This is a genomic window from Roseobacter sp. OBYS 0001, from assembly GCF_019654895.1.
In the GTDB taxonomy this organism is placed as follows: Bacteria; Pseudomonadota; Alphaproteobacteria; order Rhodobacterales; family Rhodobacteraceae; genus Roseobacter; species Roseobacter litoralis.
The window spans coordinates 81,263-105,144 of the sequence record NZ_BPES01000014.1 but is presented as its reverse complement, the minus strand read 5'-3'; the positions used below and the strand labels follow the sequence as shown (position 1 = coordinate 105,144).

General features: G+C 57.4%; 30 protein-coding genes. 16 read left to right on the top strand and 14 right to left on the bottom strand.

What is annotated here, in order from left to right; genetic code table 11:
* The first annotated feature begins 62 nt into the window (after positions 1–62).
* From fghA to K5Q35_RS19610, 6 genes are all read left to right on the top strand, one after another.
* The gene (gene fghA / locus K5Q35_RS19635; RefSeq protein ID WP_013963568.1) at positions 63–887 is read left to right on the top strand and encodes an S-formylglutathione hydrolase; all 825 of its coding nucleotides are present in this window, start codon (positions 63–65) and stop codon (positions 885–887) included.
* Positions 888–922: 35 nt separating this feature from the next.
* The gene (locus K5Q35_RS19630) at positions 923–1,324 is read left to right on the top strand and encodes a cytochrome c family protein (protein WP_013963567.1); all 402 of its coding nucleotides are present in this window, start codon (positions 923–925) and stop codon (positions 1,322–1,324) included.
* A 125-nt stretch (positions 1,325–1,449) separates the two neighbouring features.
* Positions 1,450–3,252, top strand: coding sequence for a lanthanide-dependent methanol dehydrogenase XoxF5 (gene xoxF5, locus K5Q35_RS19625; protein ID WP_013963566.1), 1,803 nt, complete (start codon positions 1,450–1,452; stop codon positions 3,250–3,252).
* Between the two features lie 113 nt (positions 3,253–3,365).
* On the top strand, positions 3,366–3,875 hold the full coding sequence (locus K5Q35_RS19620) for a c-type cytochrome, methanol metabolism-related (RefSeq protein WP_220801057.1): 510 nt from the start codon (positions 3,366–3,368) through the stop codon (positions 3,873–3,875).
* A complete protein-coding gene (locus tag K5Q35_RS19615; RefSeq protein WP_220801056.1) occupies positions 3,859–4,704 on the top strand; it encodes a substrate-binding domain-containing protein in 846 nt (281 codons plus the stop codon). The genes K5Q35_RS19620 and K5Q35_RS19615 overlap by 17 nt, the downstream gene beginning before the upstream one ends.
* On the top strand, positions 4,701–5,255 hold the full coding sequence (locus K5Q35_RS19610; RefSeq protein WP_220801055.1) for a PQQ-dependent catabolism-associated CXXCW motif protein: 555 nt from the start codon (positions 4,701–4,703) through the stop codon (positions 5,253–5,255). The genes K5Q35_RS19615 and K5Q35_RS19610 overlap by 4 nt, the downstream gene beginning before the upstream one ends.
* Position 5,256: 1 nt before the next feature.
* Here K5Q35_RS19610 and K5Q35_RS19605 read toward each other — a convergent pair whose 3' ends face one another.
* Genes K5Q35_RS19605 through K5Q35_RS19590 form a run of 4 tightly spaced genes read right to left on the bottom strand, consistent with a single transcriptional unit; the run spans position 5,257 to position 8,018 of the window.
* Positions 5,257–6,069: a quinoprotein dehydrogenase-associated SoxYZ-like carrier gene (locus K5Q35_RS19605; RefSeq protein WP_013963562.1), complete on the bottom strand. Its 813-nt coding sequence runs from the start codon at positions 6,067–6,069 to the stop codon at positions 5,257–5,259.
* Positions 6,066–7,007, bottom strand: coding sequence for a YncE family protein (locus K5Q35_RS19600; protein WP_220801054.1), 942 nt, complete (start codon positions 7,005–7,007; stop codon positions 6,066–6,068). The genes K5Q35_RS19605 and K5Q35_RS19600 overlap by 4 nt, the downstream gene beginning before the upstream one ends.
* Positions 6,991–7,536: an SRPBCC family protein gene (locus tag K5Q35_RS19595; protein WP_013963560.1), complete on the bottom strand. Its 546-nt coding sequence runs from the start codon at positions 7,534–7,536 to the stop codon at positions 6,991–6,993. Before K5Q35_RS19595 ends, K5Q35_RS19600 begins: the two co-directional genes overlap by 17 nt.
* The gene (locus tag K5Q35_RS19590) at positions 7,536–8,018 is read right to left on the bottom strand and encodes a DUF3280 domain-containing protein (protein WP_220801053.1); all 483 of its coding nucleotides are present in this window, start codon (positions 8,016–8,018) and stop codon (positions 7,536–7,538) included. The genes K5Q35_RS19595 and K5Q35_RS19590 overlap by 1 nt, the downstream gene beginning before the upstream one ends.
* Before the next feature lie 162 nt (positions 8,019–8,180).
* Between K5Q35_RS19590 and K5Q35_RS19585 the strand changes: the two genes are divergently transcribed.
* Genes K5Q35_RS19585 through K5Q35_RS19555 form a run of 7 tightly spaced genes read left to right on the top strand, consistent with a single transcriptional unit; the run spans position 8,181 to position 13,395 of the window.
* Complete coding sequence (locus K5Q35_RS19585) at positions 8,181–9,353, top strand: ABC transporter substrate-binding protein (RefSeq protein ID WP_220801064.1); 1,173 nt, start codon at positions 8,181–8,183, stop codon at positions 9,351–9,353.
* A gap of 12 nt (positions 9,354–9,365) precedes the next feature.
* Positions 9,366–10,337 (top strand): PQQ-dependent catabolism-associated beta-propeller protein, encoded by a 972-nt coding sequence (locus tag K5Q35_RS19580; protein WP_220801052.1) that lies wholly within the window; start codon positions 9,366–9,368, stop codon positions 10,335–10,337.
* A 31-nt stretch (positions 10,338–10,368) separates the two neighbouring features.
* A complete protein-coding gene (locus K5Q35_RS19575; RefSeq protein WP_013963556.1) occupies positions 10,369–10,806 on the top strand; it encodes a hypothetical protein in 438 nt (145 codons plus the stop codon).
* A gap of 17 nt (positions 10,807–10,823) precedes the next feature.
* Positions 10,824–11,075 (top strand): PepSY domain-containing protein, encoded by a 252-nt coding sequence (locus K5Q35_RS19570; protein WP_220801051.1) that lies wholly within the window; start codon positions 10,824–10,826, stop codon positions 11,073–11,075.
* Positions 11,076–11,082: 7 nt separating this feature from the next.
* Complete coding sequence (locus K5Q35_RS19565; protein WP_220801063.1) at positions 11,083–12,042, top strand: ABC transporter substrate-binding protein; 960 nt, start codon at positions 11,083–11,085, stop codon at positions 12,040–12,042.
* Positions 12,043–12,049: 7 nt separating this feature from the next.
* Positions 12,050–12,799 (top strand): ABC transporter permease, encoded by a 750-nt coding sequence (locus tag K5Q35_RS19560; protein ID WP_220801050.1) that lies wholly within the window; start codon positions 12,050–12,052, stop codon positions 12,797–12,799.
* Positions 12,796–13,395, top strand: coding sequence for an ABC transporter ATP-binding protein (locus K5Q35_RS19555; RefSeq protein WP_220801049.1), 600 nt, complete (start codon positions 12,796–12,798; stop codon positions 13,393–13,395). The genes K5Q35_RS19560 and K5Q35_RS19555 overlap by 4 nt, the downstream gene beginning before the upstream one ends.
* A gap of 111 nt (positions 13,396–13,506) precedes the next feature.
* Here K5Q35_RS19555 and K5Q35_RS19550 read toward each other — a convergent pair whose 3' ends face one another.
* The 3 genes from K5Q35_RS19550 to K5Q35_RS19540 are packed head-to-tail and all read right to left on the bottom strand — an operon-like array spanning position 13,507 to position 17,078.
* Positions 13,507–14,580, bottom strand: a complete 1,074-nt coding sequence (locus tag K5Q35_RS19550) for a DUF1513 domain-containing protein (protein ID WP_220801048.1) — start codon at positions 14,578–14,580, stop codon at positions 13,507–13,509.
* Between the two features lie 2 nt (positions 14,581–14,582).
* Positions 14,583–15,551 carry an imelysin family protein gene (locus K5Q35_RS19545; protein ID WP_220801047.1) on the bottom strand — a complete coding sequence of 323 codons (969 nt, stop codon included), beginning with the start codon at positions 15,549–15,551 and terminating at the stop codon, positions 14,583–14,585.
* A 3-nt stretch (positions 15,552–15,554) separates the two neighbouring features.
* A complete protein-coding gene (locus tag K5Q35_RS19540) occupies positions 15,555–17,078 on the bottom strand; it encodes a di-heme oxidoredictase family protein (protein ID WP_220801046.1) in 1,524 nt (507 codons plus the stop codon).
* Between the two features lie 72 nt (positions 17,079–17,150).
* On the opposite strand from K5Q35_RS19540, the gene K5Q35_RS19535 reads away from it, so the two are divergent.
* Together K5Q35_RS19535 and K5Q35_RS19530 are read left to right on the top strand one after the other, a co-directional pair.
* The gene (locus K5Q35_RS19535) at positions 17,151–17,573 is read left to right on the top strand and encodes a hypothetical protein (protein WP_259650605.1); all 423 of its coding nucleotides are present in this window, start codon (positions 17,151–17,153) and stop codon (positions 17,571–17,573) included.
* 108 nt (positions 17,574–17,681) lie between these two features.
* Positions 17,682–18,152: a Dps family protein gene (locus K5Q35_RS19530; protein WP_013963547.1), complete on the top strand. Its 471-nt coding sequence runs from the start codon at positions 17,682–17,684 to the stop codon at positions 18,150–18,152.
* Between the two features lie 63 nt (positions 18,153–18,215).
* On the opposite strand, the gene K5Q35_RS19525 is transcribed toward K5Q35_RS19530, so the two are convergent.
* The 5 genes from K5Q35_RS19525 to K5Q35_RS19505 form a co-directional block, all read right to left on the bottom strand.
* Complete coding sequence (locus K5Q35_RS19525) at positions 18,216–18,473, bottom strand: DUF1289 domain-containing protein (RefSeq protein WP_220801045.1); 258 nt, start codon at positions 18,471–18,473, stop codon at positions 18,216–18,218.
* A 65-nt stretch (positions 18,474–18,538) separates the two neighbouring features.
* Positions 18,539–19,798 (bottom strand): imelysin family protein, encoded by a 1,260-nt coding sequence (locus tag K5Q35_RS19520; RefSeq protein WP_220801044.1) that lies wholly within the window; start codon positions 19,796–19,798, stop codon positions 18,539–18,541.
* Positions 19,799–19,826: 28 nt separating this feature from the next.
* On the bottom strand, positions 19,827–20,303 hold the full coding sequence (locus tag K5Q35_RS19515) for a hypothetical protein (protein WP_245538085.1): 477 nt from the start codon (positions 20,301–20,303) through the stop codon (positions 19,827–19,829).
* Positions 20,303–20,476, bottom strand: coding sequence for a hemin uptake protein HemP (gene hemP, locus K5Q35_RS19510; protein ID WP_013963544.1), 174 nt, complete (start codon positions 20,474–20,476; stop codon positions 20,303–20,305). Before hemP ends, K5Q35_RS19515 begins: the two co-directional genes overlap by 1 nt.
* On the bottom strand, positions 20,473–20,625 hold the full coding sequence (locus K5Q35_RS19505; protein WP_158308170.1) for a hypothetical protein: 153 nt from the start codon (positions 20,623–20,625) through the stop codon (positions 20,473–20,475). Before K5Q35_RS19505 ends, hemP begins: the two co-directional genes overlap by 4 nt.
* A 186-nt stretch (positions 20,626–20,811) precedes the next feature.
* On the opposite strand from K5Q35_RS19505, the gene K5Q35_RS19500 reads away from it, so the two are divergent.
* Positions 20,812–22,440, top strand: a complete 1,629-nt coding sequence (locus K5Q35_RS19500; RefSeq protein WP_220801043.1) for an iron ABC transporter permease — start codon at positions 20,812–20,814, stop codon at positions 22,438–22,440.
* 54 nt (positions 22,441–22,494) lie between these two features.
* Here the strand turns inward: K5Q35_RS19500 and K5Q35_RS19495 are convergent, their stop codons facing one another.
* Positions 22,495–23,508, bottom strand: coding sequence for an extracellular solute-binding protein (locus K5Q35_RS19495; RefSeq protein ID WP_220801042.1), 1,014 nt, complete (start codon positions 23,506–23,508; stop codon positions 22,495–22,497).
* 77 nt (positions 23,509–23,585) lie between these two features.
* Complete coding sequence (locus tag K5Q35_RS19490; protein ID WP_220801041.1) at positions 23,586–23,822, bottom strand: hypothetical protein; 237 nt, start codon at positions 23,820–23,822, stop codon at positions 23,586–23,588.
* Between the last annotated feature and the right edge of the window lie 60 nt (positions 23,823–23,882).

Genomic DNA, 23,882 nt, shown 5'->3' with positions numbered 1-23,882 from the left:
GGCTTCGACCTCATGCACCAAGGCAAATCAATCAGAGCCGTCGTGGAGTTTTGAGAACAGGGATGGAGTTGGTATCAGAAAACCGGAGTTTTGGCGGCAGCCAGCAAGTCTTCAAGCACCCGTCGAATACATGCGGGTGCGAGATGACATTCGCGGCCTATCTGCCGCCTCAGGCGCAGGACGGACCCGTCCCGGTTTTGTGGTATCTCAGCGGTCTGACCTGCACCCATGAAAACGCGATGACCAAGGGCGGTTTTCAGGAACATGCAGCCAAGAACGGTCTGGCGGTCATCTTTCCCGACACCTCACCGCGCGGCGAAGGCGTAAGTGATGATGAGGCCTATGATCTGGGCCAAGGTGCGGGTTTCTACGTCAATGCGACGCGGGACCCGTGGAAGACCAACTATCGCATGTATGATTATATCGTGAGCGAATTGCGGTCGATCATCGTGGATAATCTGCCGGTGCAGGACAGGCACGGCATCACCGGCCATTCGATGGGCGGGCATGGTGCGATCACGATCGCCATCCGCAACGCAGGCCTGTTTGATTCCCTCTCTGCCTTTGCGCCCATTGCCAATCCGACGCAGTCCGACTGGGGTCGTAAGCAACTCAGCGCGTATCTGGGGGATGACGAAAGCAACTGGGCGGATCATGATGCGACGCTCTTGCTCGAAGAGCACGGCTGGAAGGGTGATTTGCTGGTCGATCAGGGCGCTGCGGATCAGTTTCTTGATCTGCTCAAACCCGAAGCACTCGCTGATATGATGGCCCGGCGGCGTCAACCCGGACAGGTCCGGATGCAGAGCGGTTATGACCATTCATATTTCTTCGTGAACAGTTTCGCGCGGGATCATGTCGCGTGGCACGCGGAGCGACTACACTGACTGTTCGACCAAGGTGAAACCAAGGAAGGTACTATATGCTGAAGAAAATTCTATCCGTCGCCTGCCTGATGGCACTGCCTGCCGCCGGCTTTGCGGATGGACATATCACGGGCGATGCAGCAGCAGGTGAAAAGGTGTTTCGCAAGTGCAAAGCCTGCCATGCCGTTGGTGAGGGGGCTGAGAACAAGATCGGCCCCGCCCTGAACGGCGTTGTTGACGCCGCTGTCGCGGGCAAGCCTGATTTTAAATATTCGGATACGCTGATGGCGATGGCCTCTGAGGGTAAAACATGGACACCCGAGGAACTTGCCGGTTTTCTTGAAAAACCACGCAACTACGCAAAAGGCACCAAGATGGCCTTTGCCGGATTGCGCAAGGAAGAAGACCGTATGAACGTAATTGCATATCTTGCGTCTTTCCCTGCGGAAGGATCGTAAGACACTGAATTTCTTGTGGTGTGGGATAGACCTACTCCACAGGGATAACCCGGTACCCTGACCGTTTCATGGACAGGTGTATCAATCTGGCGGCAATCCTGCCGCATTCTAGGGAGGTACTTTAGATGAGAAAGCTATCGCTTTTGACTTCTGGGATCGCTCTTTGCGCGGCCAGTATGGCTTTTGCAAATGACGATCTAATGACCCAGATGAGTGATTCCAAACAATGGGCCATTCAGACGGGTGACTATAAAAACCAACGCTACTCTGCGCTTGATCAGATCAACACTGAAAACGTCGGTGATCTGCAGGTGGCATGGACATTCTCCACGGGTGTCTTGCGCGGCCATGAAGGCTCGCCTCTGGTGATTGGCGACACGATGTATGTGCATACGCCGTTCCCAAATATCGTTTATGCGCTTGATCTGGCCAACGAAGGTAAAATCCTTTGGAAGTATGAGCCAAAGCAGGATCCGGATGTTATTCCGGTGATGTGCTGTGACACTGTCTATCGCGGTGTGGCCTATGCGGATGGCAAGATCTTCCTGCACCAGGCGGACACGACAGTCGTCGCACTGAACGCCGAAACCGGTGCCGTGGAGTGGTCGGTTGTAAATGGTGATCCGTCCATCGGTGAGACCAACACAGCTACGGTTTTGCCGGTAAAGGACAAAGTGATCGTCGGGATCTCCGGCGGTGAGTTTGGTGTACGCGGTCACACGACAGCCTATGATATGGCAAGCGGCGAACTCGTCTGGCGCGCCTATTCCATGGGGCCGGACAGCGACATACTCGTCGATCCGGAAAACACGACCCACCTTGGGAAGCCAGTTGGTGAGAACTCCGGTACGAACACCTGGGAAGGCGATCAATGGATGATCGGCGGCGGCACCACATGGGGCTGGTTCTCGGCGGATATGGATGAAAACCTGTTCTACTACGGCACAGGTAACCCATCCACATGGAACCCCGCACAGCGCCCGGGTGACAATCGCTGGTCCATGACACTGATGGCACGTGACATCGACACTGGTGTGGCCAAGTGGTTCTACCAGATGACCCCGCACGATGAGTGGGATTATGACGGTGTGAACGAGAACATCCTGACCGAACAGATGATCGACGGTGAAGAGCGCAAACTGCTTACTCACTTTGATCGCAACGGTCTGGGATATACGATGGACCGTGTGACGGGTGAGCTTCTCGTCGCAGAAAAGTTCGATCCAGTTGTTAACTGGACATCGGGTGTGGATATGGACCCAGATTCGGAAACCTACGGGCGCCCGGCAGTAGTGGCTCAATACTCCACGGCGCAAAACGGTGAAGACGTGAACTCCACCGGTATCTGCCCGGCGGCTCTTGGGACTAAAGACCAGCAGCCTTCCGCCTATTCGCCCAGAACGGAAATGTTCTATGTGCCGACGAACCACGTCTGCATGGACTATGAGCCCTTCCGCGTGTCCTATACCGCAGGTCAACCCTATGTCGGTGCGACCCTGTCGATGTACCCTGCCCCTGACAGCCATGGCGGCATGGGTAACTTCATCGCCTGGGACGGCGTCAATGGTGAGATCAAATGGTCAATCCCCGAGAAGTTCTCGGTCTGGTCAGGTGCTCTGGCAACTGCGGGTGACGTGGTGTTCTACGGAACGCTCGAAGGTCATCTGAAAGCTGTCAGCGCTGAAACCGGTGAGGAGCTATACCGCTTCAAGACGCCATCGGGCATCATTGGCAACGTCATGTCCTATGAGCACGACGGCCGTCAGTACATCGGTATCCTATCCGGTGTCGGTGGCTGGGCTGGTATTGGTCTGGCAGCTGGTCTGACAAACCCGAACGATGGTCTGGGTGCTGTGGGCGGCTATGCAGCCCTGAGCGACTATACCGCGCTGGGTGGGCAACTGACCGTATTTGCCCTGCCTAACTAAGAGGTCGCTTGACCTGAAATGAACGAATGGCGCGGCCTTTCACAAGGTCGCGCCACTTCATCAAACCAACGGGTGACAGCGATGTGCTGGCCCAGTGATCACGGGTAAATCTTATGAAAACCACACACTGCATTATTGCACTTTGCCTTGCCGCAGGTCTGCCAATGACCGCCATGGCGGAGGAGCCAGTGGATCCGGCAGTCTATGAAGCGGCCTACAATGAAGACGGCCGATACTTCAACGCCGATGATATCCCGACTTTCAACATAGCCGAAGATGGTACAGTGGACTGGCTGACCTTTTCCGGTTTTCGCCGCTATCACGCGGAATGCCACGTTTGTCATGGTCCGGATGGCGAAGGGTCGACCTATGCACCCGCCGTTAAAAATGCCGCCGTTGACCTTGGCTATGAAGGATTCTTCGACGTGGTCGTGAATGGCCGTAAGAATGGAAACTCCGTCATGCCCCATTTTGGGGAAAACCGGAATGTCATGTGTTACCTTGATGACATATATGTCTATCTGAAGGCGCGTGGAACAGATTCAGTGCCGCGCGGACGTCCGGCCAAGAAGGAAGCTAAATCCGATATGATCCGCGAGGACGAAAATGCCTGCATGGGCTGATAAATACCAGCGCCTGGTTGTGACCCTTCTCCTTGGGTTCTGCCTTGCGGGGTCTGTAGGCGCACAAACGTCTGATCTGGTCTCTAGCAGCGCCTTACGCGTTTGCGCGGACCCCGCAAATTACCCCATGTCGTCGCGTGATGAAGATGGGTTTGAAAACAAGCTGGCCGAGTTTGTCGGCGCCAAGCTCGAACTGCCAGTGCAATACACCTGGTATCCAATGGCCACGGGCTTTGTGCGCAATACTCTGAACGCTAAACAGTGTGATCTGATCATCGGATATGCGCAGGGCCATGAGTTGGTGTTGAATACAAACCACTATTTCACCTCTGTCTACACACTGATCGTCCCTAAGGATGCTGAGATTTCAGATGTGAAAACGCTTGCTGACCCTGTCCTGAAGGGCCGCAAACTAGGTATCATTGCGGGCACGCCACCGTCGGCGCATCTTGCGCGCAATGGTCTGATCGCGAAAGCCAAAGCTTACAATCTGGTGGTGGACCGCCGCCATGAGAGCCCGGCAGTGGACATGCTGGATGATCTCGGCGCAGGTGAGATCGATGGCGCTATTCTGTGGGGACCGCTGGGTGGCCCCTTGGTCAAATCCAGTTATCCCGATTTTAAAGTGATCCCCCTTGTCAGCGAGCAAACGCCGCCGCGCCTGTTTTTTCGGATCACGATGGGCGTGCGTTTGGGCGAAAAGGTGTGGCAGCGCAACCTGAACTCCTTGATCCGCCGCAATCAGGATGAAATCAACAGTTTGCTGGCGGATGCCGGTGTGCCGCTGGTGACTGATCTTGGCACTGAGGTCATGGAGATTTCAAATTGATCAAAGCTTTGCTTGCAGCGACATTAATTTTCGCGTCGCAGCAAGCAGGGGCGCAAACTGTGCCCGAACCGACAGACTATCGCATGGATCACTATCGCAGTCCCATACCTGCAACCCTGCAAGGCGGTACTGTTGTCGGACCCGAAGAGGCGCATGCGTTATGGGTATCGGGGCAGGCGGCCTTCATTGACGTGATGCCGCAACCGCCCAAACCGGCGAACCTGCCGGCGGGAACCATCTGGCGGGACAAACCGCGCATCTCGATCCCCGGTGCGATCTGGGTGCCGAATGTGGGCTATGGTGCGATTGCCGATGTGACCGAAGCCTATTTTCGCGACGCACTCGACGCGGCCACGCAAGGCAATGCAGATCATCCCATCGTTCTGTTTTGTCTGGAAGACTGCTGGATGAGCTGGAACGCCGCGCGCCGTGCGTTGGAGTGGGGGTACACATCCGTTTACTGGTTCCCCGAGGGCACTGACGGCTGGGGCCTGTGGGACTATCCGCTGGAGCGGGTCAAGCCCCGCGACGGCCAGCCCCAAACGCAGTAATTCAGAAGCCCGGCAAGTCCTTGCGCAGATGCGCCACGGTTCCATTCGTATCTGTCATCGTGACATCAACGGACCGCGTGCTTTGCGGGACAGCCAGACCGAGGCGTGGGTTTTCTGACAGTGAGATCGACCCAGTCAGATCGACGTAGCCTGCGCCATCAAGGTCAATTTCGACATTTTCCACGTAACGCATCGGGATGAACAACAGCGAGATCTGATCCCTTTGCATGCCGGAATGTGAGGGATGCGAAATGTCCACGTCCATCCGACCAAGACGCGCAGAGAGGTTTTCTAGCTTGCCCCCACCGACACCCGGCAATGTGCCTGCTATTTCGATGTTCATCTCACCAAGAGACGCCAGCGCGAGTTCGGGATCGGTACCCGGCGGCGCTGCACAAGCGCCAGTGCCTGAGGTTTTCACAAAAGTCTCTGAAACGAACAGCCGACCGTCCGTCGTCTCTGCGATCACATGCATTGGAGTTGGACCGTTTACGCGCATCGTGATGTCAAAGTAAAAGCCGGATTGTGGGGTTTCTAAGTCAAAAATGGCAGAGACGGGCATCGGGTTTTCGTCCAGAACGACCGTCACCTTTGCCAGTTGTGCACCATCTGGTGCCTTGATCTGCGCGGCGAGGTCCGTGCGGGCATCATCCGGAGTTCTGTAAGGGGCGTCGATTGCGATGATGCCGTCGCCATCAAGCATGAAGCGTTCGCCATAAAGCTGGGCCTTTACGGCTTCCCATGCTTCGTTACTTGCCAGCGCAGGGAGCGCCACACAGCACATCAGCGCTGCTGTCAATCCAATACGTTTCATTCAGTTCCTCCCAGAATAAATGTCCCGAATGCACGGGGGCCGTCACAGGTTTCGATGTGTTGTACCACGGAAAGTGCATCCGCGTCGAATACTGTCACTGTATTTTCAAACCAGTTGGCAACAACGACGTGCCGACCATCTGGGGTGGTGTCAATCCCTTCGGGATATTCGCCTGTATTGAGCGTCGCGATATTACTCAGCGTGCCAAGGTCGATGACGCTGAGTGTGTCGGCGTATTGATTGGTCACGAATGCCCGACCCTCGGCAAAAGCCACGCCGTAAGGGCGCGCACCGACCGCGACCGTTTCAATAATCTCGCCGTTTGCGGCATTAATTACGCTGACGTCATCACTGCCCACATTGCCTACAAATAGCCGCCCATCCGGTGCAAAGCGCAGGCCAAAGGGGCGGGTGCCCACATCCACGCGGTGCAAAAGATCAAGCGTTTCAGCATCAAAGACAGAAACCTGATCCGCATCCCTGTCCGCCGAGGCCAGCCAACGCCCGTCATCCGACAGGGCCAACCCGGCGGGGGCCGCGCCGACTTTAAGTTGCGCGACCTGCGTCAGGTCCGTTGCGTCCAGCACCCAGATGCGGGCGTTATACCAATCGGATACGAACAGCCGATTACGCCGGGGGTCATGGGCAACACCGATCGGACCCCCATCCAGAACGACTTGCGCAAGGACTTTGCCCGTCAGCGGATCATGTCGCCTGACCGTTTTGCTGTCCGCGGCAACCGTAAAGGCGGAGTTCGTGCCCACCGCCACTCCGGCTGGTTTACCCGGCACGGTCCAGAGGTGTTGCTGCACGCCTTTCGACAGGTCGAGAACGCTCAGCGCGTCCCCGTTCTGGCACGTGACATAGGCAAGATCACTTGCCGCAACCGGGGTCGCGACAAGCATCAAAACGAGGGTCAGCTCACGAGTCAGGCGCACCGAAGGCCGTCGTCAATGCGTCCAACCCAGCCTGATAGACGGCTGAGACAGCGGCAATGGCCGCCTCATCGTTCAGGTCCTCGGGCGGGTCATTGTTGGGATAGCCTCGGTAAAATGCGCCGCGCCATTCAATCAACGATCCGCCCCCGTCGCGGGCTTTGACCGTCAGGTGGGATGAATAATTGGTGACGGGCAACACCTCGACCAGAACATCGGTGATGCGGTACGAGTAGCTCATTTTCTCAGCGCTGTATTTATACAGGATTTCAGAAATCGTGGGCCCGTCGGCGGCCCCGAGCGACAATACGCGGGTGGCATCTATCTCGTTGCCATTCTCGCCTGTGCTGCTGTGCACTGCCGGATGCCACGACATGTCCTGAAAATCACCAATCCGTGCCCAGACCTCTGCCGGTTCGGCGGCCACCTCAGTGGTCAATGTGATCTTCTGACGGGTTGGACCATGCGCAAGCGCCACTCCCGGCACCAGCGTAGCCGCCAGAGCCATCGCCATAAAACTTCGTTTTTTCATCATTCCTCCGCTACAAAAAATCGGTTCTTCAGGATATACCGCATACCGCGCTGCCAGCTGTCATCGGTGTTGCCTCTGATATCGACCACACCACCTTTCACCATCTCACCGGTGTCGGCATCACGCAGTTGCAGGTTCATGGCCAGGATGAGGTCCGAGACTTTCTGAACCTCCCCGACCAGCGAATAATCCGCGCCAAGGTCCGCCGCGATGCGGGTGTCGCATCCATAGCATTTGGCCACATTGGCGACCCGGTCGATCTGATCGCGTGCGGGTTCTATATCGACGAGCACGTAGCCTTCTTGGGTAAATCGGTCGGCCACCATGGCCTCAAGCGTGGCGATCCGCGCCAGTTCGTCAGGGTTGGTGTCGGACGTGTTCATCTGCAACGATGTATCCAGCAGGGTCAGCCCAAAGAACGCCACTTTTTCCTGTGCCTGAGCACCGGTGGCCGCCAGAAGAGCAAGAATTATCAGTCGCATAGGCACATTCTTAAAAAATAAGAGTCGTGCTTTATGGTGCGACTGCTAGGCTCTTTATCACAACCCGGCCAAAAGTATCGGTTCACGCCGTGCGATAGGCCGGGAACAAAGGGAGGCCCGGATAACAAGCGGGCAAGGGAGGTTCTGGTGCCACGATTGCACATGTCGCTTTTGGCGGCTCTTGCGTTTTTCATGTCGGTCAGCACGGCGCAGGCGATTGATGTCAAAGCAGCCGTTCTGCGCATTGATTACCCGACGCTGCTGCCCATCAGCCGCTATGATCTGCGACCTGATGATCTGGGGTTCGCCGGGGCTGCGCTGGCGGATGAGGACAATGGCACAACCGGCGGATTTCTGGGTCATACCTATGAAACGACACAGGTTGCTGCCACTCCGGAGGAAGCCGATGCCGCCCTTGAAAGAATACTGGCGGAGGGCATCAGGCTCATCGTGGTGCAGGCGCGCAAGGACGATTTGTTGCGTCTGACAGACAAGGCCGCCGAGGCGGGGGCGTTGGTCTTTAACGCCCGTGCTGCTGACACAGCGCTGCGCGATACCGAATGTCGGGGCAATCTGCTGCACACGGCACCGTCTTACGCGATGATGGCGGATGCGGTGGCGCAGTTCGCCGTTTGGAAACGCTGGACAGATTGGTTCCTGATCGCCGGGTCCAACCCGTCGGATGTGCAGTTTGCCGATGCATTCCGCACCTCAGCGCGCAAGTTTGGCGCCAAAATCGTTGAGGATCGCACCTTTGAGGATACCGGCGGGTCGCGCCGCACGGACTCAGGCCACGTTATGGTGCAACGTCAATTGCCCGCTTTCACACAGGATGCGGAAGATCATGATGTGGTGATTGCGGCTGACATGTCTGATTATTTCGCGCGTTTCCTGAGCTATCATCTCTGGACGCCGCGCCCGGTCATGGGGTCAGGCGGGCTTGTGCCGACAACATTCCACGGCGCGCATGAAGCCTATGGCGCAACACAGTTTCAAACCCGCTTTGAGGAACTGACCGGGCGCTATGTCAAACCCGAGGACTACAATGTCTGGCTGGCATTGCGCGTGATCGGCGAGGCGGTGACCCGTGCCAATACGGCCGAACCCGATGGCGTGCGCGACTATGCCAAATCCGACGAATTCGAACTTGCGGCTTTCAAGGGCCAGCGGGTCACGTTTCGCGATTGGAACGGACAGCTGCGCCAGCCCATTTTGCTTTATGATGGAACCATCACGGTCAGCGTCAGCCCACAAGAAGGGTTTTTGCACCAAAGCTCGCCGCTCGACACCATGGGCCTTGATCGCCCTGAATCTCAATGCACCGCTTTTGAATAATAGGAGACACCCATGAAATCTCTGGTCCTTTCCACGGCCTTTCTGGCCCTGATGGCAGCCCCGGCCCTCGCGGGCAAAGCGTTTATCTCAAACGAGCGTGGTAATACGATCACTGTCCTCAATACGGAAACCTGGGAGGTCGAGACCGAGTTTTTTGCAGGCAACCGACCCCGCGGCATCACGGCAAGCCCGGATGGCAAGATCATCTATGTCTGTGCCTCTGATGACAATCTGGTGCGGGTCTTCGATTCAACCACGTACGAGGAACTGCCCAGCTTGCCGTCCGGACCCGACCCGGAATTGTTCATCCTTGAACCCAATGGCGAGCGGCTTTTCATCGCCAATGAGGACGACAATCTGGTGACCGTGACGGATACGAGAACGCGCACTGTTCTGGCCGAAGTCCCCGTCGGGGTGGAACCTGAAGGCATGGGGATGAGCCCGGATGCAAAATTCGTGGTCAATACCTCCGAGACGACCAACATGGCGCATTTCATTTCGACCGAAGACTACAAGATCAAGCACAACGTGCTGGTCGATCAGCGCCCGCGTTATGCGACCTATACCGCAGATGGCACGCGTCTGTTCGTGACCTCTGAGATCGGGGGCACGGTGACGGCGATGGATATCGCAGAGGATGGGGCACCCACGGTCATCGGCAAGATCACTTTCGAGGTCGCAGGGGTTCAGCCGGAATGGCTGCAACCCGTTGGGGCAAAGGTGACATCGGATGGCAAGCGCCTCTTCGTGGCCTTGGGTCCTGCGAACCGTGTGGCGGTTGTCGATGCGCAAAGCCTTGAGGTGCTTGATTACATCCTCGTCGGGCAGCGGGTCTGGCAGCTGTCTTTCACACCAGATGAGAAGTACCTCATCAGCACCAATGGCAATTCCAACGATGTCACGGTGATCGATGTGGCCAGCGAAAAAGCGATAAAATCCATTCAGGTGGGCCAACAGCCATGGGGCGTCGTGACCATTGAGTGATGGTCAACAGAAATTTCGAGGGAGAGAAACGATGAAAAAACTACTGTGTGCCGCAGCCGTGGCAATGATGAGCAGCCCGGTTGTCGCTGCACCGCTCTGCGATGATCTGGGCTTTGCGGGGCTGCTTGCCGCCTGTAACCGGGGCGAAACGATCGAGCTGACACTGGCCTCCGGCCAGCCGCTCGGTGAGGATGTCACGCTGGAATCAGGCGCTTACTACAAACTGCAGATCACGGCGGATGGCTCTGCCGAACTGGCCATCGAGGGGGCGTCGTTCTTTCGCTCCATCTGGATGAACGAGATCGTCATCAACAGTATCGAAATCCGGCCCATGGCCATCGACAGTATCGAGTTTGACAAGGCGGGCGTTGTGGAACTGTCCTTTATCGCCATCAAACCCGGCCGTCATGTCGTGCGTATCCCCGGCTCGACCGGTGATGCGCAGTCCGTCACATTTTCTATTCAATAACCCTGAGGAGACCTGACATGAAAAAGCTTTTTGCATTGACCGCCGCAGTCCTGATCAGCGCACCGGCATTTGCCAGTGAGGGGCCGGATGCCGCGACCGTCGAGAAAATCGAAGCGATGCTGGCAGCCATGGAATGCCAGATGGACCCGGCTGACATCGAAGTCGAAGACGATGGCTACGAGCTTGACGATGTGATCTGCAAGGGGGGCGATCAGTTTGACATTACGTTGGACAAGGACCTCAACGAAACCGGTCGCCGTGCGGAATAGGTTTCGCCTGATTGGGGCGCTTGCCTGCGCCCTTTTCGGTTTTACCGGGCAGGTACTGGCCGAGGACCTGCCCACCCTGCGCGCCGCAGTATTGAAAATCGGGACGGTCAATTGGGAGTTGGCGACAATCAGCGACAACCAACTTGACCGCATAAACGGGTTTGTGCTGGAGGTTCAGCCCTTTGCGGACAATGGTGCCACGCGCATTGCGGTTGAAGGCGGCGAGGCGGATATGGCTGTCGCCGATTGGATTTGGGTCGCACGGCAACGGGCAGCGGGCAAGGATTATGTCTTTATCCCCTATTCCAAGGCCGTGGGCGGCCTGATTGTGCCTGACACAAGTACGGCTGAAACGCTGCAGGACCTGCAAGGCGGCAAAATCGGCATTGCCGGGGGGCCATTGGACAAATCATGGCTGATCCTGCAGGCCTATGCGCAACAGCAATATGGCTTTGATCTGAAGGCTGAGACGGAACAGGTTTTCGGCGCGCCGCCCCTGATTTTTAAATCCGCGCTCAATGATGACTTTGCCGGGGCGATCAATTTCTGGCACTTTCTGGCCAAGGGCAAATCGGCGGGCATGAGAGAGCTGATCTCGGTTCAGAAGGCGGGGGCCGCTTTGGGGTTGGATACCGATACGCCCCTGTTGGGCTATTATGTCAAGGAAAGTTTCCTCGCCGAAAACCCCGATATTGCGCAATCTTTCTTTGAAGCGACGCGCGCGGCCAAGGATATGCTGGCCACGTCTGATGCGGCATGGGAGGCTGTGCGCCCCCGGATGAACGCCAGCACGGATGCCGAATTCGAACAACTCAAGGCTGATTGGATCGCGGGCATTCCGGAACGCGGTCCGGTCAACGGGCAGACCGCCGAAAAGATGCTGGCGCTGATGAAAGACCTAGGCGGTCCGGAGCTTGTCGGCCCGATGACCGCGATGCCACCCGGCCTGTTCGCAGACGTCAAATAGCGCGGTGATGCACAGCGCGCGGCTCACTCCTTTTCTGTCACTGGCCGGGTTACTGGGCATGTGGGTGGTCGCCGCGATGCTGACACAGGATGCGCAAATCCTGCCAACGCCGTGGCAATTGCTGCCGCCTCTGCGTCAGGAATTGGCCTCGGGCGAGTTGTGGACGCATCTGGGCGCGACGATCGTGCGGGTTATCTGGGCTTTTGCGCTGGCGATGTCGCTTGGTACGATCCTCGGTCTGATCATGGGGCGGTCGGTCGCTGTGAACCGCTGGCTTGATCCGTGGCTTGTCGTTTTCCTGAACCTGCCCGCGCTTGTTCTGATTGTGCTGTGCTATCTGTGGATCGGCCTGACAGAGGCGGCGGCCATCACGGCTGTCACGTTGAACAAAGTGCCCAATGTGGCCGTTGTCATCCGCGAAGGTGCACGCGCGCTCGACCCGGATCTTGATGCACTCAGCAAAGTCTATCGGATGTCGTGGTGGACCCGCATGCGCCACGTCGTCTTTCCGCAGCTTGCCCCTTTTGTCGTTGCCGCCTCGCGCTCCGGTCTTGCGGTGATCTGGAAGATCGTTCTGGTCGTCGAATTCCTCGGTCGATCGTCGGGCGTCGGGTTCCAGATCCATCTGTATTTCCAACTCTTCGATGTTGCCATGGTGCTGGTCTATGCGTTCTCCTTTATCACCGTGATGCTGCTGGTGGAGTGGATTTTCCTGCAACCGTTCGAGCGTCATGTGGCGCGGTGGCGCAGCGCATGATCAGCGTCAGCATCAAATCCAAAGTCTATGAGGACAAACCCGTTCTGGGTCAGATCGACTTTGATGTTGCTCGTGGTGAAACGCTGGCGCTGGTGGGCCCCTCCGGGATCGGCAAATCGACCTTGCTGCGTATTTTGGCGGGGATTGATCAGAAATTCGATGGGACGATCAAAAGCTCTTTGTCGCAGGCCATTGTATTTCAGGAACCGACTTTGCTGCTGTGGCGTTCGGTCCTGGATAACCTCTTGATCCTGCATCCAGACCTCAGCGTTGAAGATGGCCGCGCCAGCCTCGAACGGGTCGGCCTTGAGGGCAAAGACACGCTGTTCCCCGGGCAATTGTCGCTGGGCCAACAGCGCAGATTATCGTTGGCCCGTGCCTTCGCGGGCGCGCCGGATGTGTTGATCATGGATGAACCTTTTGTCTCGCTTGATCAGAAAACTGCCGAGAGCATGTTGCGCCTGACCGAAACACTGATTGCCACGCATAAACCGGCGACGGTTTTTGTCACCCACGACGCCCGCGAGGCAGAGCGTCTGGCGGATCGCGTTCTGACGCTGGAGGCGTCACCAAGCGGGGCGCGGCTTTTGCAATAACGCCCCTTGCTAAAGCGTTTCGAGTTGATCTTGGATCACTTGTTCGCTGCCTCTTCCTGCGGTCGAACGCGAAAAGTGATATTCAATGCCTCAAGTTGAACTCGAAAAACTTTAGGAGAGCGAAACCAGGTGGTTGTCAAAGGCCAGTCCGTGGGTGTTTTTTACCCTAAGTTCGTTCATTTCGAGGTCGAACACATTCCCAAACCCGTCGGTGGCAAGGCTGCCGCCTTGCGGAAAGCTGGTGACACCACAGACATCTGTCGCGCGGTGTGTGGCCATCTGCGCGCCTGTTTCATCGAAGGTCAGAACGCATCCACCGCGGGGTGCCGATGCGGCAAAACCACCCTGACCAAGGGTGCAGACGCTGCCGATGTAACCATCGAGCCCATGCGCGGCGCCATCGCTGAACTGCGCAGGCACAAGCTCTCCCGACCCTTTGTGAAAGGCGACAAGAGGGGGTGCTGCAAATGGATCACCTTGCCATTGAAACCCGCAAACGATTGTTCCATCCGCCGTCGCTGCGATGTGGCGCAGTGAGTTCTGATGGATGGCTGCGGGCACTGTCGCGACGTCGATCAACCCACCCGATGGTGAAAATATGCTCAGGTTGGGCTGCATTGTGTCGAGATTCAGTTTTTCGCGACCTGTGTCCGGGTGTGTGCGGATGCCACCATTGGCAACGGCAAGGTTGCCTGATGGGAGTGTCAGAATTTCATGCGGCCCAATCCCGCCCGATGCGAATTCGTCGACACGTTTGTATCTCCCGGCGCGCGCCCAGACGCCAATGCGCCCTTGACCTGAAACGATGTCTTGTTCGGTGGTAAACAGCATCTCACCGTCGGGAGAGAATGCGGCGTGACCGTAGAAATGGTGGTTTGTGGGCGCGGCAATCGTCTGGCGCATGTCGCCGGTTGCGCAATCGACTACCTTGGCAAAGGTGCCTGGCCTGCGGGCGATTGCGACGGCCTCCGCCAGATGGGGATGTGCGGCAGCAGCATGTCCGCGCGCGGGCAGCGGTTGTCTGAATGCAATTTCGCCCGCAGCGGTCAAACCGACGATCAGGAAAGTGCCGTCGGTGGCCATGGCGGCGGTTATCGCAACGGGATTACCCACCGCTGCCCATGTCAGTGACGGCGCGACGGAGGCAAGCGCCATACCTGCCATGAATTGACGGCGCGATGTCATGTTCAATCCCCGTCCAGCGCGTTGAACCCGGCCGAGATACCCAAGGGCGTTCCGATTTCTTCAATCACGGCGACCTGAAGGGTGCGTACGGATTGTTGAAGGGCTTCAATACGGAACCGGGATGCGGGATCTGCCACGCCTGCAAGGGCTGGGTCATCAAGCGCATTGGCGCGGCTGCGCGCCTGTGCAAATGCGGTGCGGGTTTGCGCAAGGTCCGCCGCACCCACATGCATGGCGAGGTCTTCGAGCGCGGTCAGCGACAGGATGATGTGGCGCACGGAGCGTTCAGAACGACGCGCTTCGGCGCGCAGGGGGCGGGGCCGGTCAAAAGTGCCCAAAGGCCGCCCAAGTCGTTGATCATGCAAGAATTCCAGCCCGGTTGAAAGCGCAGTATATAGTGCGCGCTGTGCTTCTTGCGGGGATTGAAAGCGGGCGTTTCCGTCGGCCCCGGCAGATACCATCAGCTTGGCATAGGCGGGCCATGCCTGATTAAGGTTCTCGGATTTCTGCGCAAGGCCCGTGGCGATTGCCCGCGTCAGACGGCAGGCATAGGCCGGATCATCCTGTGGTTCAAAGAGCAGACGTTCAAGTGCTGTGAACCCCTGCGCCGCAACTGAGACCTCGTTGAAGTGCGCGGCATCATCAACGATGCCATCCTGCGCCGCGAACAACCGGGTCAGCGCTTTGCCAGTGCGGTCTTTCGGGTCCGGCCAGAACGCCATGGCGAGCGCCGTGTTTTGATCCTCTATGGGGCCAAACTGGATATGGGCGATGGACACCCAAGCATCATAGGCCGTCGCAAACGCGGGCCGCACCGCATCCGCTGTGCAATCTGCCAGTGCCATGGTCGACAGATCCTCTGTCGCTTCGACAAGCCGGGCGTGACCGGGCAGGATGTGATCAGAAATTGCGCTGCTGACGTCGGCAACAGCAGGCGCGGCAATAAGGGTAAAAATGAGAGCCAGACGCATGAGTTACAGACTTTCCAGAAATTTGATCAGGGCGGCGCGGTCGGCTGACGGCATGTCGATGACCTGCTGTTTGTGCGTTTCGGCTTCACCACCATGCCAGAGCACGGCCTCCAGCAGGGACCGCGCGCGACCGTCATGCAGGAAATAGGTGTGGCCGGAAACTGTTTCGGTCAGGCCAATCCCCCAAAGCGGCGGGGTGCGCCATTCACGCCCGGTTGCGCGTGCTTCGGGGCGATTGTCCGCAAGATCGGGACCCATGTCATGCAGTAACATATCCGTATAGGGCCAGATCAGCTGAAAACTCTGTTCGGGCTGGCTTTCGATGCGATGCGTGACGAATTTAGGCGTGTGGCAGGCGGTGCAGCCCGTGTCATAGAATACCTGTTTGCCGCGCAGAACATCGGGGTCGTCCACGTTTCGGCGTGCGGGAACGCCAAGGTTCGAGGCGTAGAAGGTAACAAGCGCCAAGCCTTCGTCGCTGATTTCTGCATTGTCATGCGCTGACGTGTTGCCATTTGGGGCCGCGCGGCAAGCGTCCTGCGCATTCGTGCATTCGCCGTGCCCGTCCGGAAAGAGCGTTGAGGAGATACCGATATCACCGAGGAACGCCGCCGCAGATTGCTCGCGCACAGAGGGCTGACCCGCCTTGAGCCCGAACCGCCCCAGCATCGGCACGCCATGCGCGCGCGACATGACGATTTGTGCGCGGCCAGAAATGCCATCACCATCTGCGTCGTCCGGGTCGGCAAGGGCGAGAATATCGGCCGCTGGTATCGCATCCAGCAGCCCCAACCCGATCATCTGCGGCGCTATGCGAGGGGACACCATGATATCCGGATGCAACGGGCCATAGCCCGGTTCCGTGATGGTGTATGAGGGCGCACGCAGGCGCGCGGTTTCCCCATCGGAAAGGGCAATCTCAGTCTCGGTATAAGTAATGCTGATCTGGCCTTCACTGGCGTGCCCGGCGACGGAAAAATCCTGAATCTGCTCGCCATAGTTCGGGTCAGGCTGTGTCGCCAGATAGTCCGAAATCGCCTCTGGCGGTGTTCCGCCGGAGATCGAGACGCGCAGCAGCATGGACACGGCGTTGTCTGTCGGGCCCTCGGGCGGGTGGCCGCGCCCGTCTTTCAGGTGGCAGCGCTGGCACGACCGGGCATTATAGAGCGGTCCCAATCCATCTGAGGCCAATGTCGAGGAGGGCGAAGACACCCAGAGCTTTTTGAACAACCCGTTGCCGACCTTGAAATCAAGTTCCTTTTCAAAACTGATGTTGCCGGACGGCTGGCTGAAGGCATTCGAAGTATCGCGTGGACGTACGGTGGCTGCACCGGCTTGATTCGTTTCGAATTGTTCGGGGGCCGTGAAATCGGTTGTGGGTTGCGTGATTTCGGCAATTCGGGCCGTTTCCTGGGTCGTTCGCGGTGTGATCGGCAGGTGTAAATCATGCAGAACTTGATCTGCATCAACCTGAGATGACGCAAAGCAAAGTAAAAGAGTCAGAGTTAGGCTTGTGTAATACTGCATTCCCTATCATTATACTCAGGAATTATGAAATGCGAGTAGATTCTCATCCCGATCCAAGGAGTTTCCCGCGAAGTGTTGCCTTTACACTCTGAAAAGTGGGCGAATGCTGCCCCTGAACAAAAGCTGGAGCCCGAGGCGTTGGGGTTTTTGAACTATCTGCGGTTTGTTGCGATGAACTGTCGTGCAAAACCGCATACGGATTTGTTTGAGGCTTGCGCGCTGTTGCATACGGAACATGACAAAACGCAACAGGCCCATGCCGAAGCGTTGATGCGCTGCCTGAACGAAGCGCTCGGCAAGCCCGCGCGGCTTTATGCACCCGGTGTCTCGGAAATGACATTTGACGAAAGCTGGCTGTTGCAGTTGTGCCTTGCCAGTGCGCGGCAGGATCGCGCCAGCGTTCATTTCCTTGTTCAGTCACGGGTCGCGCGAGAGCACCGCAGGTTGATCACCTTTCTGGTTCACTGGATCACAGGTCGGTTTTCCCGTTTTTAGAATTATTCTAAAAAGCCCTTGCCTTTGCGTCGAGCTTGCCTAAATTATAGCGCAGCAAGCCACGCAAAATGCCAGCCAGCAAATCAATCATCAAAAAAGGAACAAGGGATGACCCAGACCGCCGTTGCGCTAGCCACCGATGCACGTACCGCCATAGCCGAAGCGCTGAACCAATCCGTAGCCGAGACCGCCGTGGCGACGATGCTCGCTCAGAATTTTCACTGGAACGTGACAGGGATGGCCTTTGGCCCGCTGCATGATCTGTTTCAGAAGATGTACGAAGACCATTTCATCGCGCAGGACGATCTTGCAGAGCGTATCAAGGCGTTGGATGCCCATGCTGAAGGCACATTGGCGGGTATGATCAAACGCTCGAAAGTCAAAGAGTTCGAAGGCAAAGCCTCTGACAAAGAGATGATCAAGGTGATGCAGGAGGCGCAGGAAACACTGGCCGCCACGCTCGCTGGTGCCGGGGCCATTGCTGCCGAACATGGCGACACACTGACTGAAGATCTGTGCATCGCTCGTGGTCAGGAGCATGAGAAATTCGCATGGTTCCTGCGCGCGCATCTGGCGTAACGCGCCGGGCGCGCAGGTAACAACGCGTATCGCCCCGACGGGCGATCATCGCACTTAAAAAGGTCAGGCCACGTCCCTTATTGCGGCGATCGGCTTGACCTTTTTCTTGAGGCACTTGCGCAAGTATTTCGGCTTCCAGTGCCTGTATTTCCCCAACAGCGATTGCTGGCCGACAAGCATCTCAACGAATGCCTCGCGGTGTTTGTTTTGCTTGAGCTGCTTGAACAGTGACTTCTGCGCTTTGGTCATCGAACATCCGATACAGTGACCTTCGCGCTTGAATTTACAGACGTCAATGCAGGGGCTTGGGGTCTTACTCATGAGATACCTCGCGAAAGTGACCGGGCAGCAACGGCCCCCCGGTCATGGCTGGGTTTAGAGTTGTCCTACTGAAAAACAGCGTTTGGGTCATCAAGGCTATCAGACCCTTCAAACTCGATCTGATCAACACCAAGAGCGACCACCGCGCGTTCAATAGACCGGGTTTGATCTACCAGTGCATCCACCGCACCCATGATCAAGGCCTCGCCTGCCTCATTTCCGCGTTCCAGCATCATGTCATAGGCAAAGCCAGCCTCGGCAGCGGTTTTCATTTCCGACATCTCAAGCATTGTCTTGTTGAGTTTCGCCGTCAGTTCTGTGTCCACACCTGCGTCTGCGGCGGCAACCAGAGACGAAAGGGACGGTCCGGAAACGATCGTGCCATCAATGCGCGTGTAGCTGCCCAGATAAACATTCCGAATGCCCATCGCATCGTAGAAATGGCTGTTGTGGGTGTTGTCCGCAAAGCAATCGTGCTCTTCTTCGGGGTCGTTCAGCATGAGGCCCAGTTTCATCCGCTCCCCGGCCTGTTCGCCGTAAGAAAGCGAGCCCATCCCCGTCAGGATTGTGGAAATCCCGGCGTTTTCGTCTGCGGTGAGTTGGGTGCGGGCTGCCCCGCCGTCCTGCCATTGCGCGACCATCCAGTCCAGATCGGACACCAGCAGCTCGGTCGCTGCCGACAGATAATCACCGCGGCGGTCGCAGTTCCCGCCCGTGCAGGCGTCGCCAACCGCATAGTCGGTCCATGGACGGTTGCCTGCACCGGGGCCGTGGCCATTCAGGTCCTGACCCCAAAAAAGAAATTCAATGGCATGATAGCCGGTCGCCACATTTGATTCGACCGCGTCGGCCTCATGCAGCGCGCCTTCCAATAGGGCCGGTGTGATCTCTGTTGCGTCCAGTGTTTCGCCCGAAAGCGTGAAGGACGGATTGGCAATCACGTTCAACACCGCATATTCGTTTTCATCCGTGGCGCCGCCATAGGAAGCATCGACATAATCAATCAGACCTTCATCGAGGGGCCAGGCATTTACCTTACCTTCCCAGTCATCGACGATGGCATTGCCGAAACGATAGACTTCGCTCTGCTGATACGGGACACGCGCTTTGATCCATGCCTCTTTAGCGGCCTGCAGGGCTTCGGCGGACGGCGTGGCGATCAGCGTAGCGACAGCCGATTGCAGGGCCTGCGCGGTGGTCAGGCTATCCTCGTATTTCGCGAGCGCGATGTCCGCGTAATTGTCTAGGACCGCGGCTTTATCCGCAAGCGCAGGGGTGGTTGCTAAAAGTGCGCTGCCCAGCGTTGTCGTCAGTATCCGTTTCATTGTTGGCTTTATCCCTTGTTCAGTCAGATTAATGCAGGCGGACGACGTTCTGCGCCGCCTGTGGTTTGGAGTGTGGTGGTCGTCGTCCGATCTTGCGGGCGCACGTGCCGACCTGCCCGGCAAGCAGCGCCACATGTTCAGCCCGAGCAGGCCCCATCAGCAGGGTCGCCACAAGCGCTGCATCGTTCAGATGCCCCTCTGATGCCATTCGGACCAGATTGACAAAGACCGCTTCATCCGCGCCGACGCAGGAACACCCGACCTGATGGCGCACCAATGGGCGATGTGCGGATGAGACGATCGTGCGCACCAGGGTCTCGAACGCATGGCATTCATGGGTCGCATGTTCGCCGGGCAAAGCGTTTCGGTATTCGTTCCAAACCTGCGACTGTCCGGATGATCCTTCGCACCACAGTCGCAGGTTCAGAACGAGGTTGGCTTCCCACGGGTCCATGTCGCTCAGGACGGCAACGGTGGCTGCGCCGCGTTCATTGAGTTCCGGCATCATTTGGTCAAAATCAATTTGCCGGCGCGCGTGATGCGCATGTAGTAGGTTTGACCGTCCAGCACGACACAGGCCTGCACGCCGTTCTTGATCAGCTCGCGCGCATCATATGTGTCCATTTGCGGTGTGATGGTGGTTGCGGACGGGTTGGGTACATCGGTCATGGCATTCATGATGCGCGCTCCAACCGGTCAAAAATGAATTCGATGTTTTGATTGGTCGGGAAAGTATCTGTAAGCACGGTGGCCAGTACTTCGTTCCAGCACGGTTTTTCTAAAGGCTCTTTCGGTTCCATTGGTCGGTCCAAGCGGTTCTTGCCCATGAGGTCTCTCCTGCGATGTGAGGATGTCCGGGCTGCCCGAAACGGGGTGGCTGAGACTCAATAAACTATTGTTGATAGATTTAGTCAGAATAGTCAATCCCGACAAAAACAATCAGGCCTATAAACTGGCAATCTTCCGCGTTACACAGGCATGAAACGAAACATTCTGCGGTCGGGCTTCGAAAAATGGACAAGCAAATTATCAGGGGCATCGCCTTGTTTGTGGCGGCAATTTGCCTTTTGCCGATTGTCGGGGTTATCGCGGCCGCGGCATTCAGCTCTTTCGACACGCTGGGGCAACTCGCGGACACAGTCCTGTGGCGTTACACGTGGACGACGCTTGTGCTGGTCGTCCTTGTGGCCATCGGCAGCATTGTCATCGGGGCGACAACCGCATGGCTGGTTGTGACGTCCGAATTCCGGGGCAGGCGATTCTTTGAGATCGCGCTTGTCGTGCCGCTCGCCTTTCCCGCCTATGTGCTGGCCTATGCCTATACCGATATCCTTGATCATCCGGGCATCGTGCAAACGACGCTGCGCAGTCTGACGGGGTGGGGACCGCGAGACTATTGGTTCCCCGAGATCAGATCATTGGGGGGTGCCGCGCTGATGCTGACGCTTGTGCTGTACCCGTACGTGTATTTGCTGACACGGGCGGGGTTCCGGATGCAGGCGGCAACACCATTCTATGCGGCCCGTTCGCTTGGGTCTTCCCCGCTCAGGGCGTTTCTGCGGGTGTCCTTGCCTATGGCGCGGCCTGCCATCGCGGCGGGCACCCTGCTGGTGGTGATGGAGACGATTGCTGATTTCGGCACCGTGGCGCATTTCAGCGTCCAGACTTTCGCGACCGGTATCTACACCAGTTGGTTCGGCTTGGGGGATCGGGGGGCTGCCGCGCAGTTGGCGCTTGGCCTTTTGGCCTTTGCGCTTCTTGTTGCCATGCTGGAATACATGAACCGTGGCGCTGCGGCCTATGCATCCAAGGGGCGACAGGAACCCTTCGTGCGGTTCGCCCTGACGGGCTATCGCGCTTTTGCGGCACAATTTGCCTGCGCGGTGCCGGTGTTGCTGGGCGTCATCTTGCCGACGATTACCCTGATCCTGATGGGGTTGCGGTCTGAGCAGGACATTTTCAGCCCGCGATACATGCGCTTTATCCAAAGCACGTTGACGCTCGCAAGTATCGCCGCCGTCGTGACGGTTTTCGCGGCGATCCTGCTGGGCACGTTCAACCGTGTGTCGCCGGGGCGCAGTGCGCTGGCCTCTCTGTTTATTGGTCGGCTTGGATATGCCGTGCCGGGGGGTGTCATTGCGATTGGCCTTCTGGTGCCTTTTGCGAATTTCGACAATTGGCTCGACGCCCGGATGGAGGCGTCTTTTGGCATCTCAACCGGTCTTTTGATCTCCGGCTCGATCTGGCTGATGATCGCGGCCTATATGATCCGTTTTCTCGCAGCTGCGATTGGCGCCTACGATAGCGGCCTTGCGACGGTCACGCCGAATGTGGATGCGGCCTCGCGGGTTCTGGGCCGCTCCGCCTGGGGCACGGTGCGCGATATTCACCTGTCGGTTCTGCGACCGAGTATCCTGACCGCGATGCTGATTGTGTTCGTGGATACGGTAAAGGAACTGCCGGCAACGTTGATCCTGCGTCCGTTCAATTATGACACCTTGGCCGTACACGCTTTTCGGCTTGCCTCAGACGAGCGTCTGGAGGGCGCGGCGGTGCCCAGCCTGATGATCGCAGGCATCGGTTTGATCCCGGTCATCATCCTGTGTGCGCAGATCAGCGAGTGGCGCAAGGCACGGGCCTGAAACACGAAAAGGCGCGCCACGAGGGGCGCGCCTTGCTGCTCGACAGAGCTGGATTTATTCCCAGCCGGCTTCGGCCAGAATACGTTGTGCGGCGTCGATATTGTCCGCAATGTCAGACAGGGCAATCGCATCGGCGCGGAATATACCCAAGGCTGCAACCGATGGCGCAAGACCAACACCGGGAACGGCGGGATATTCATCGTTACCAGCCGAGAAATACTGCTGCGCCTGTTCGGATGCGAGATATTCGAGGAATGTAACCGCATTGTCCTTGTTGGGTGCATTCACAGCAATACCACCACCGGAAATATTCATGTGCGCGCCAATATCGTTCTGGTTCGGAAAGACCCAGCCGATCATATCCGCGCTATCTGAAACGCCGGAGACGTCTTTGCGCAGCGCGCGCGAGAAGTAATAGGTGTTGGACATCGCAATGTCGCATTCGCCCGACACGATACCGCGCAACTGGTCGGTATCGCCCCCTTGTGGATCACGCGCGAAGTTGCCCACAACGGCTTTGGCCCACTCGCCTGTCGCCTCTTCACCAAGGTGTGCCACGAGGGCGGCGACGATGTTCTGTGTGTATACGTTTGACGAAGACCGGATGCAGATCTGACCCTCATATTCGGGCTTTGCCAGATCCTGATAGGTTGCAGGCGGGTTTTCTACGTCGTTCTTGTCGTAAAACAGGATGCGCGCGCGCTGCGAGAATGCAAACCACTGGTTGTCATCATCCTGCAGATAGGCAGGCACCTTTGCTTCGAGGATGTCGCTGTCAACGGACTGCAGCAGGCCCAGATCTTTCGCGCGCGTGATGCGCACGGTGTCTACCGTGAGAAACACATCGACCGGCGAATTCGAACCCTCGGCCTCCATTCTGGCGATGAGTTCGTCGGCTTTGCCCTCAATGCGGTTGATGGTGATGCCCGTTGCATCGGTGAACTCCGAATAGAGGCGTTCGTCGGTGTCATAGTGACGTGACGAATACAGATTGAGCTCGCCTTCAGCGATCGCGCCCGTCGCGGTCATGGCGATCGCCAAGGCAAAAAGTGAAGTCTTGGTGGTCATTGGAAACTCCCGGTTTAATCCCTACTGTTTTACTCAATTACAGCAACGCATCAGAAACGCAACCCATTCTGATAGATTTAGTCAGGAATAAATCTCGACGCCTTTTTGCCGGATCCTTGCGTATTTAACAAGCAAAGCGGTGCCATGATGCTGATCTGATCCCGGAAAACACGGAACGCGGTGCGCGCGCGTGCCAATGGTCTTTTTGCCGTGGCCTCGCGCGAGACGTGGAAATTGGCGGGCAGGTCGATGCGGTTTGGGTTGGGTTTGGCGCGGCTTGCGCGTTTCAACGTCTCGACAGCCAGTCCCGTCATAACCATTGCCGCGCCGAGGAACAAAACCATCCAGCGCGTTGGCGCTGGTTGCAGACCTGC

What these genes read in the sequence shown, in the direction of transcription:
- fghA (WP_013963568.1), top strand. Translation starts at nt 63, where the DNA reads ATGGAGTTGGTATCAGAAAACCGGAGTTTTGGCGGCAGCCAGCAAGTC.
- K5Q35_RS19630 (WP_013963567.1), top strand. Translation starts at nt 923, where the DNA reads ATGCTGAAGAAAATTCTATCCGTCGCCTGCCTGATGGCACTGCCTGCC.
- xoxF5 (WP_013963566.1), top strand. Translation starts at nt 1,450, where the DNA reads ATGAGAAAGCTATCGCTTTTGACTTCTGGGATCGCTCTTTGCGCGGCC.
- K5Q35_RS19620 (WP_220801057.1), top strand. Translation starts at nt 3,366, where the DNA reads ATGAAAACCACACACTGCATTATTGCACTTTGCCTTGCCGCAGGTCTG.
- K5Q35_RS19615 (WP_220801056.1), top strand. Translation starts at nt 3,859, where the DNA reads ATGCCTGCATGGGCTGATAAATACCAGCGCCTGGTTGTGACCCTTCTC.
- K5Q35_RS19605 (WP_013963562.1), bottom strand. Translation starts at nt 6,069, where the DNA reads ATGAAACGTATTGGATTGACAGCAGCGCTGATGTGCTGTGTGGCGCTC.
- K5Q35_RS19595 (WP_013963560.1), bottom strand. Translation starts at nt 7,536, where the DNA reads ATGAAAAAACGAAGTTTTATGGCGATGGCTCTGGCGGCTACGCTGGTG.
- K5Q35_RS19590 (WP_220801053.1), bottom strand. Translation starts at nt 8,018, where the DNA reads ATGCGACTGATAATTCTTGCTCTTCTGGCGGCCACCGGTGCTCAGGCA.
- K5Q35_RS19585 (WP_220801064.1), top strand. Translation starts at nt 8,181, where the DNA reads ATGTCGCTTTTGGCGGCTCTTGCGTTTTTCATGTCGGTCAGCACGGCG.
- K5Q35_RS19580 (WP_220801052.1), top strand. Translation starts at nt 9,366, where the DNA reads ATGAAATCTCTGGTCCTTTCCACGGCCTTTCTGGCCCTGATGGCAGCC.
- K5Q35_RS19575 (WP_013963556.1), top strand. Translation starts at nt 10,369, where the DNA reads ATGAAAAAACTACTGTGTGCCGCAGCCGTGGCAATGATGAGCAGCCCG.
- K5Q35_RS19570 (WP_220801051.1), top strand. Translation starts at nt 10,824, where the DNA reads ATGAAAAAGCTTTTTGCATTGACCGCCGCAGTCCTGATCAGCGCACCG.
- K5Q35_RS19560 (WP_220801050.1), top strand. Translation starts at nt 12,050, where the DNA reads ATGCACAGCGCGCGGCTCACTCCTTTTCTGTCACTGGCCGGGTTACTG.
- K5Q35_RS19555 (WP_220801049.1), top strand. Translation starts at nt 12,796, where the DNA reads ATGATCAGCGTCAGCATCAAATCCAAAGTCTATGAGGACAAACCCGTT.
- K5Q35_RS19550 (WP_220801048.1), bottom strand. Translation starts at nt 14,580, where the DNA reads ATGACATCGCGCCGTCAATTCATGGCAGGTATGGCGCTTGCCTCCGTC.
- K5Q35_RS19545 (WP_220801047.1), bottom strand. Translation starts at nt 15,551, where the DNA reads ATGCGTCTGGCTCTCATTTTTACCCTTATTGCCGCGCCTGCTGTTGCC.
- K5Q35_RS19540 (WP_220801046.1), bottom strand. Translation starts at nt 17,078, where the DNA reads ATGCAGTATTACACAAGCCTAACTCTGACTCTTTTACTTTGCTTTGCG.
- K5Q35_RS19530 (WP_013963547.1), top strand. Translation starts at nt 17,682, where the DNA reads ATGACCCAGACCGCCGTTGCGCTAGCCACCGATGCACGTACCGCCATA.
- K5Q35_RS19525 (WP_220801045.1), bottom strand. Translation starts at nt 18,473, where the DNA reads ATGAGTAAGACCCCAAGCCCCTGCATTGACGTCTGTAAATTCAAGCGC.
- K5Q35_RS19520 (WP_220801044.1), bottom strand. Translation starts at nt 19,798, where the DNA reads ATGAAACGGATACTGACGACAACGCTGGGCAGCGCACTTTTAGCAACC.
- K5Q35_RS19515 (WP_245538085.1), bottom strand. Translation starts at nt 20,303, where the DNA reads ATGCCGGAACTCAATGAACGCGGCGCAGCCACCGTTGCCGTCCTGAGC.
- hemP (WP_013963544.1), bottom strand. Translation starts at nt 20,476, where the DNA reads ATGAATGCCATGACCGATGTACCCAACCCGTCCGCAACCACCATCACA.
- K5Q35_RS19505 (WP_158308170.1), bottom strand. Translation starts at nt 20,625, where the DNA reads ATGGGCAAGAACCGCTTGGACCGACCAATGGAACCGAAAGAGCCTTTA.
- K5Q35_RS19500 (WP_220801043.1), top strand. Translation starts at nt 20,812, where the DNA reads ATGGACAAGCAAATTATCAGGGGCATCGCCTTGTTTGTGGCGGCAATT.
- K5Q35_RS19495 (WP_220801042.1), bottom strand. Translation starts at nt 23,508, where the DNA reads ATGACCACCAAGACTTCACTTTTTGCCTTGGCGATCGCCATGACCGCG.
- K5Q35_RS19490 (WP_220801041.1), bottom strand. Translation starts at nt 23,822, where the DNA reads ATGACGGGACTGGCTGTCGAGACGTTGAAACGCGCAAGCCGCGCCAAA.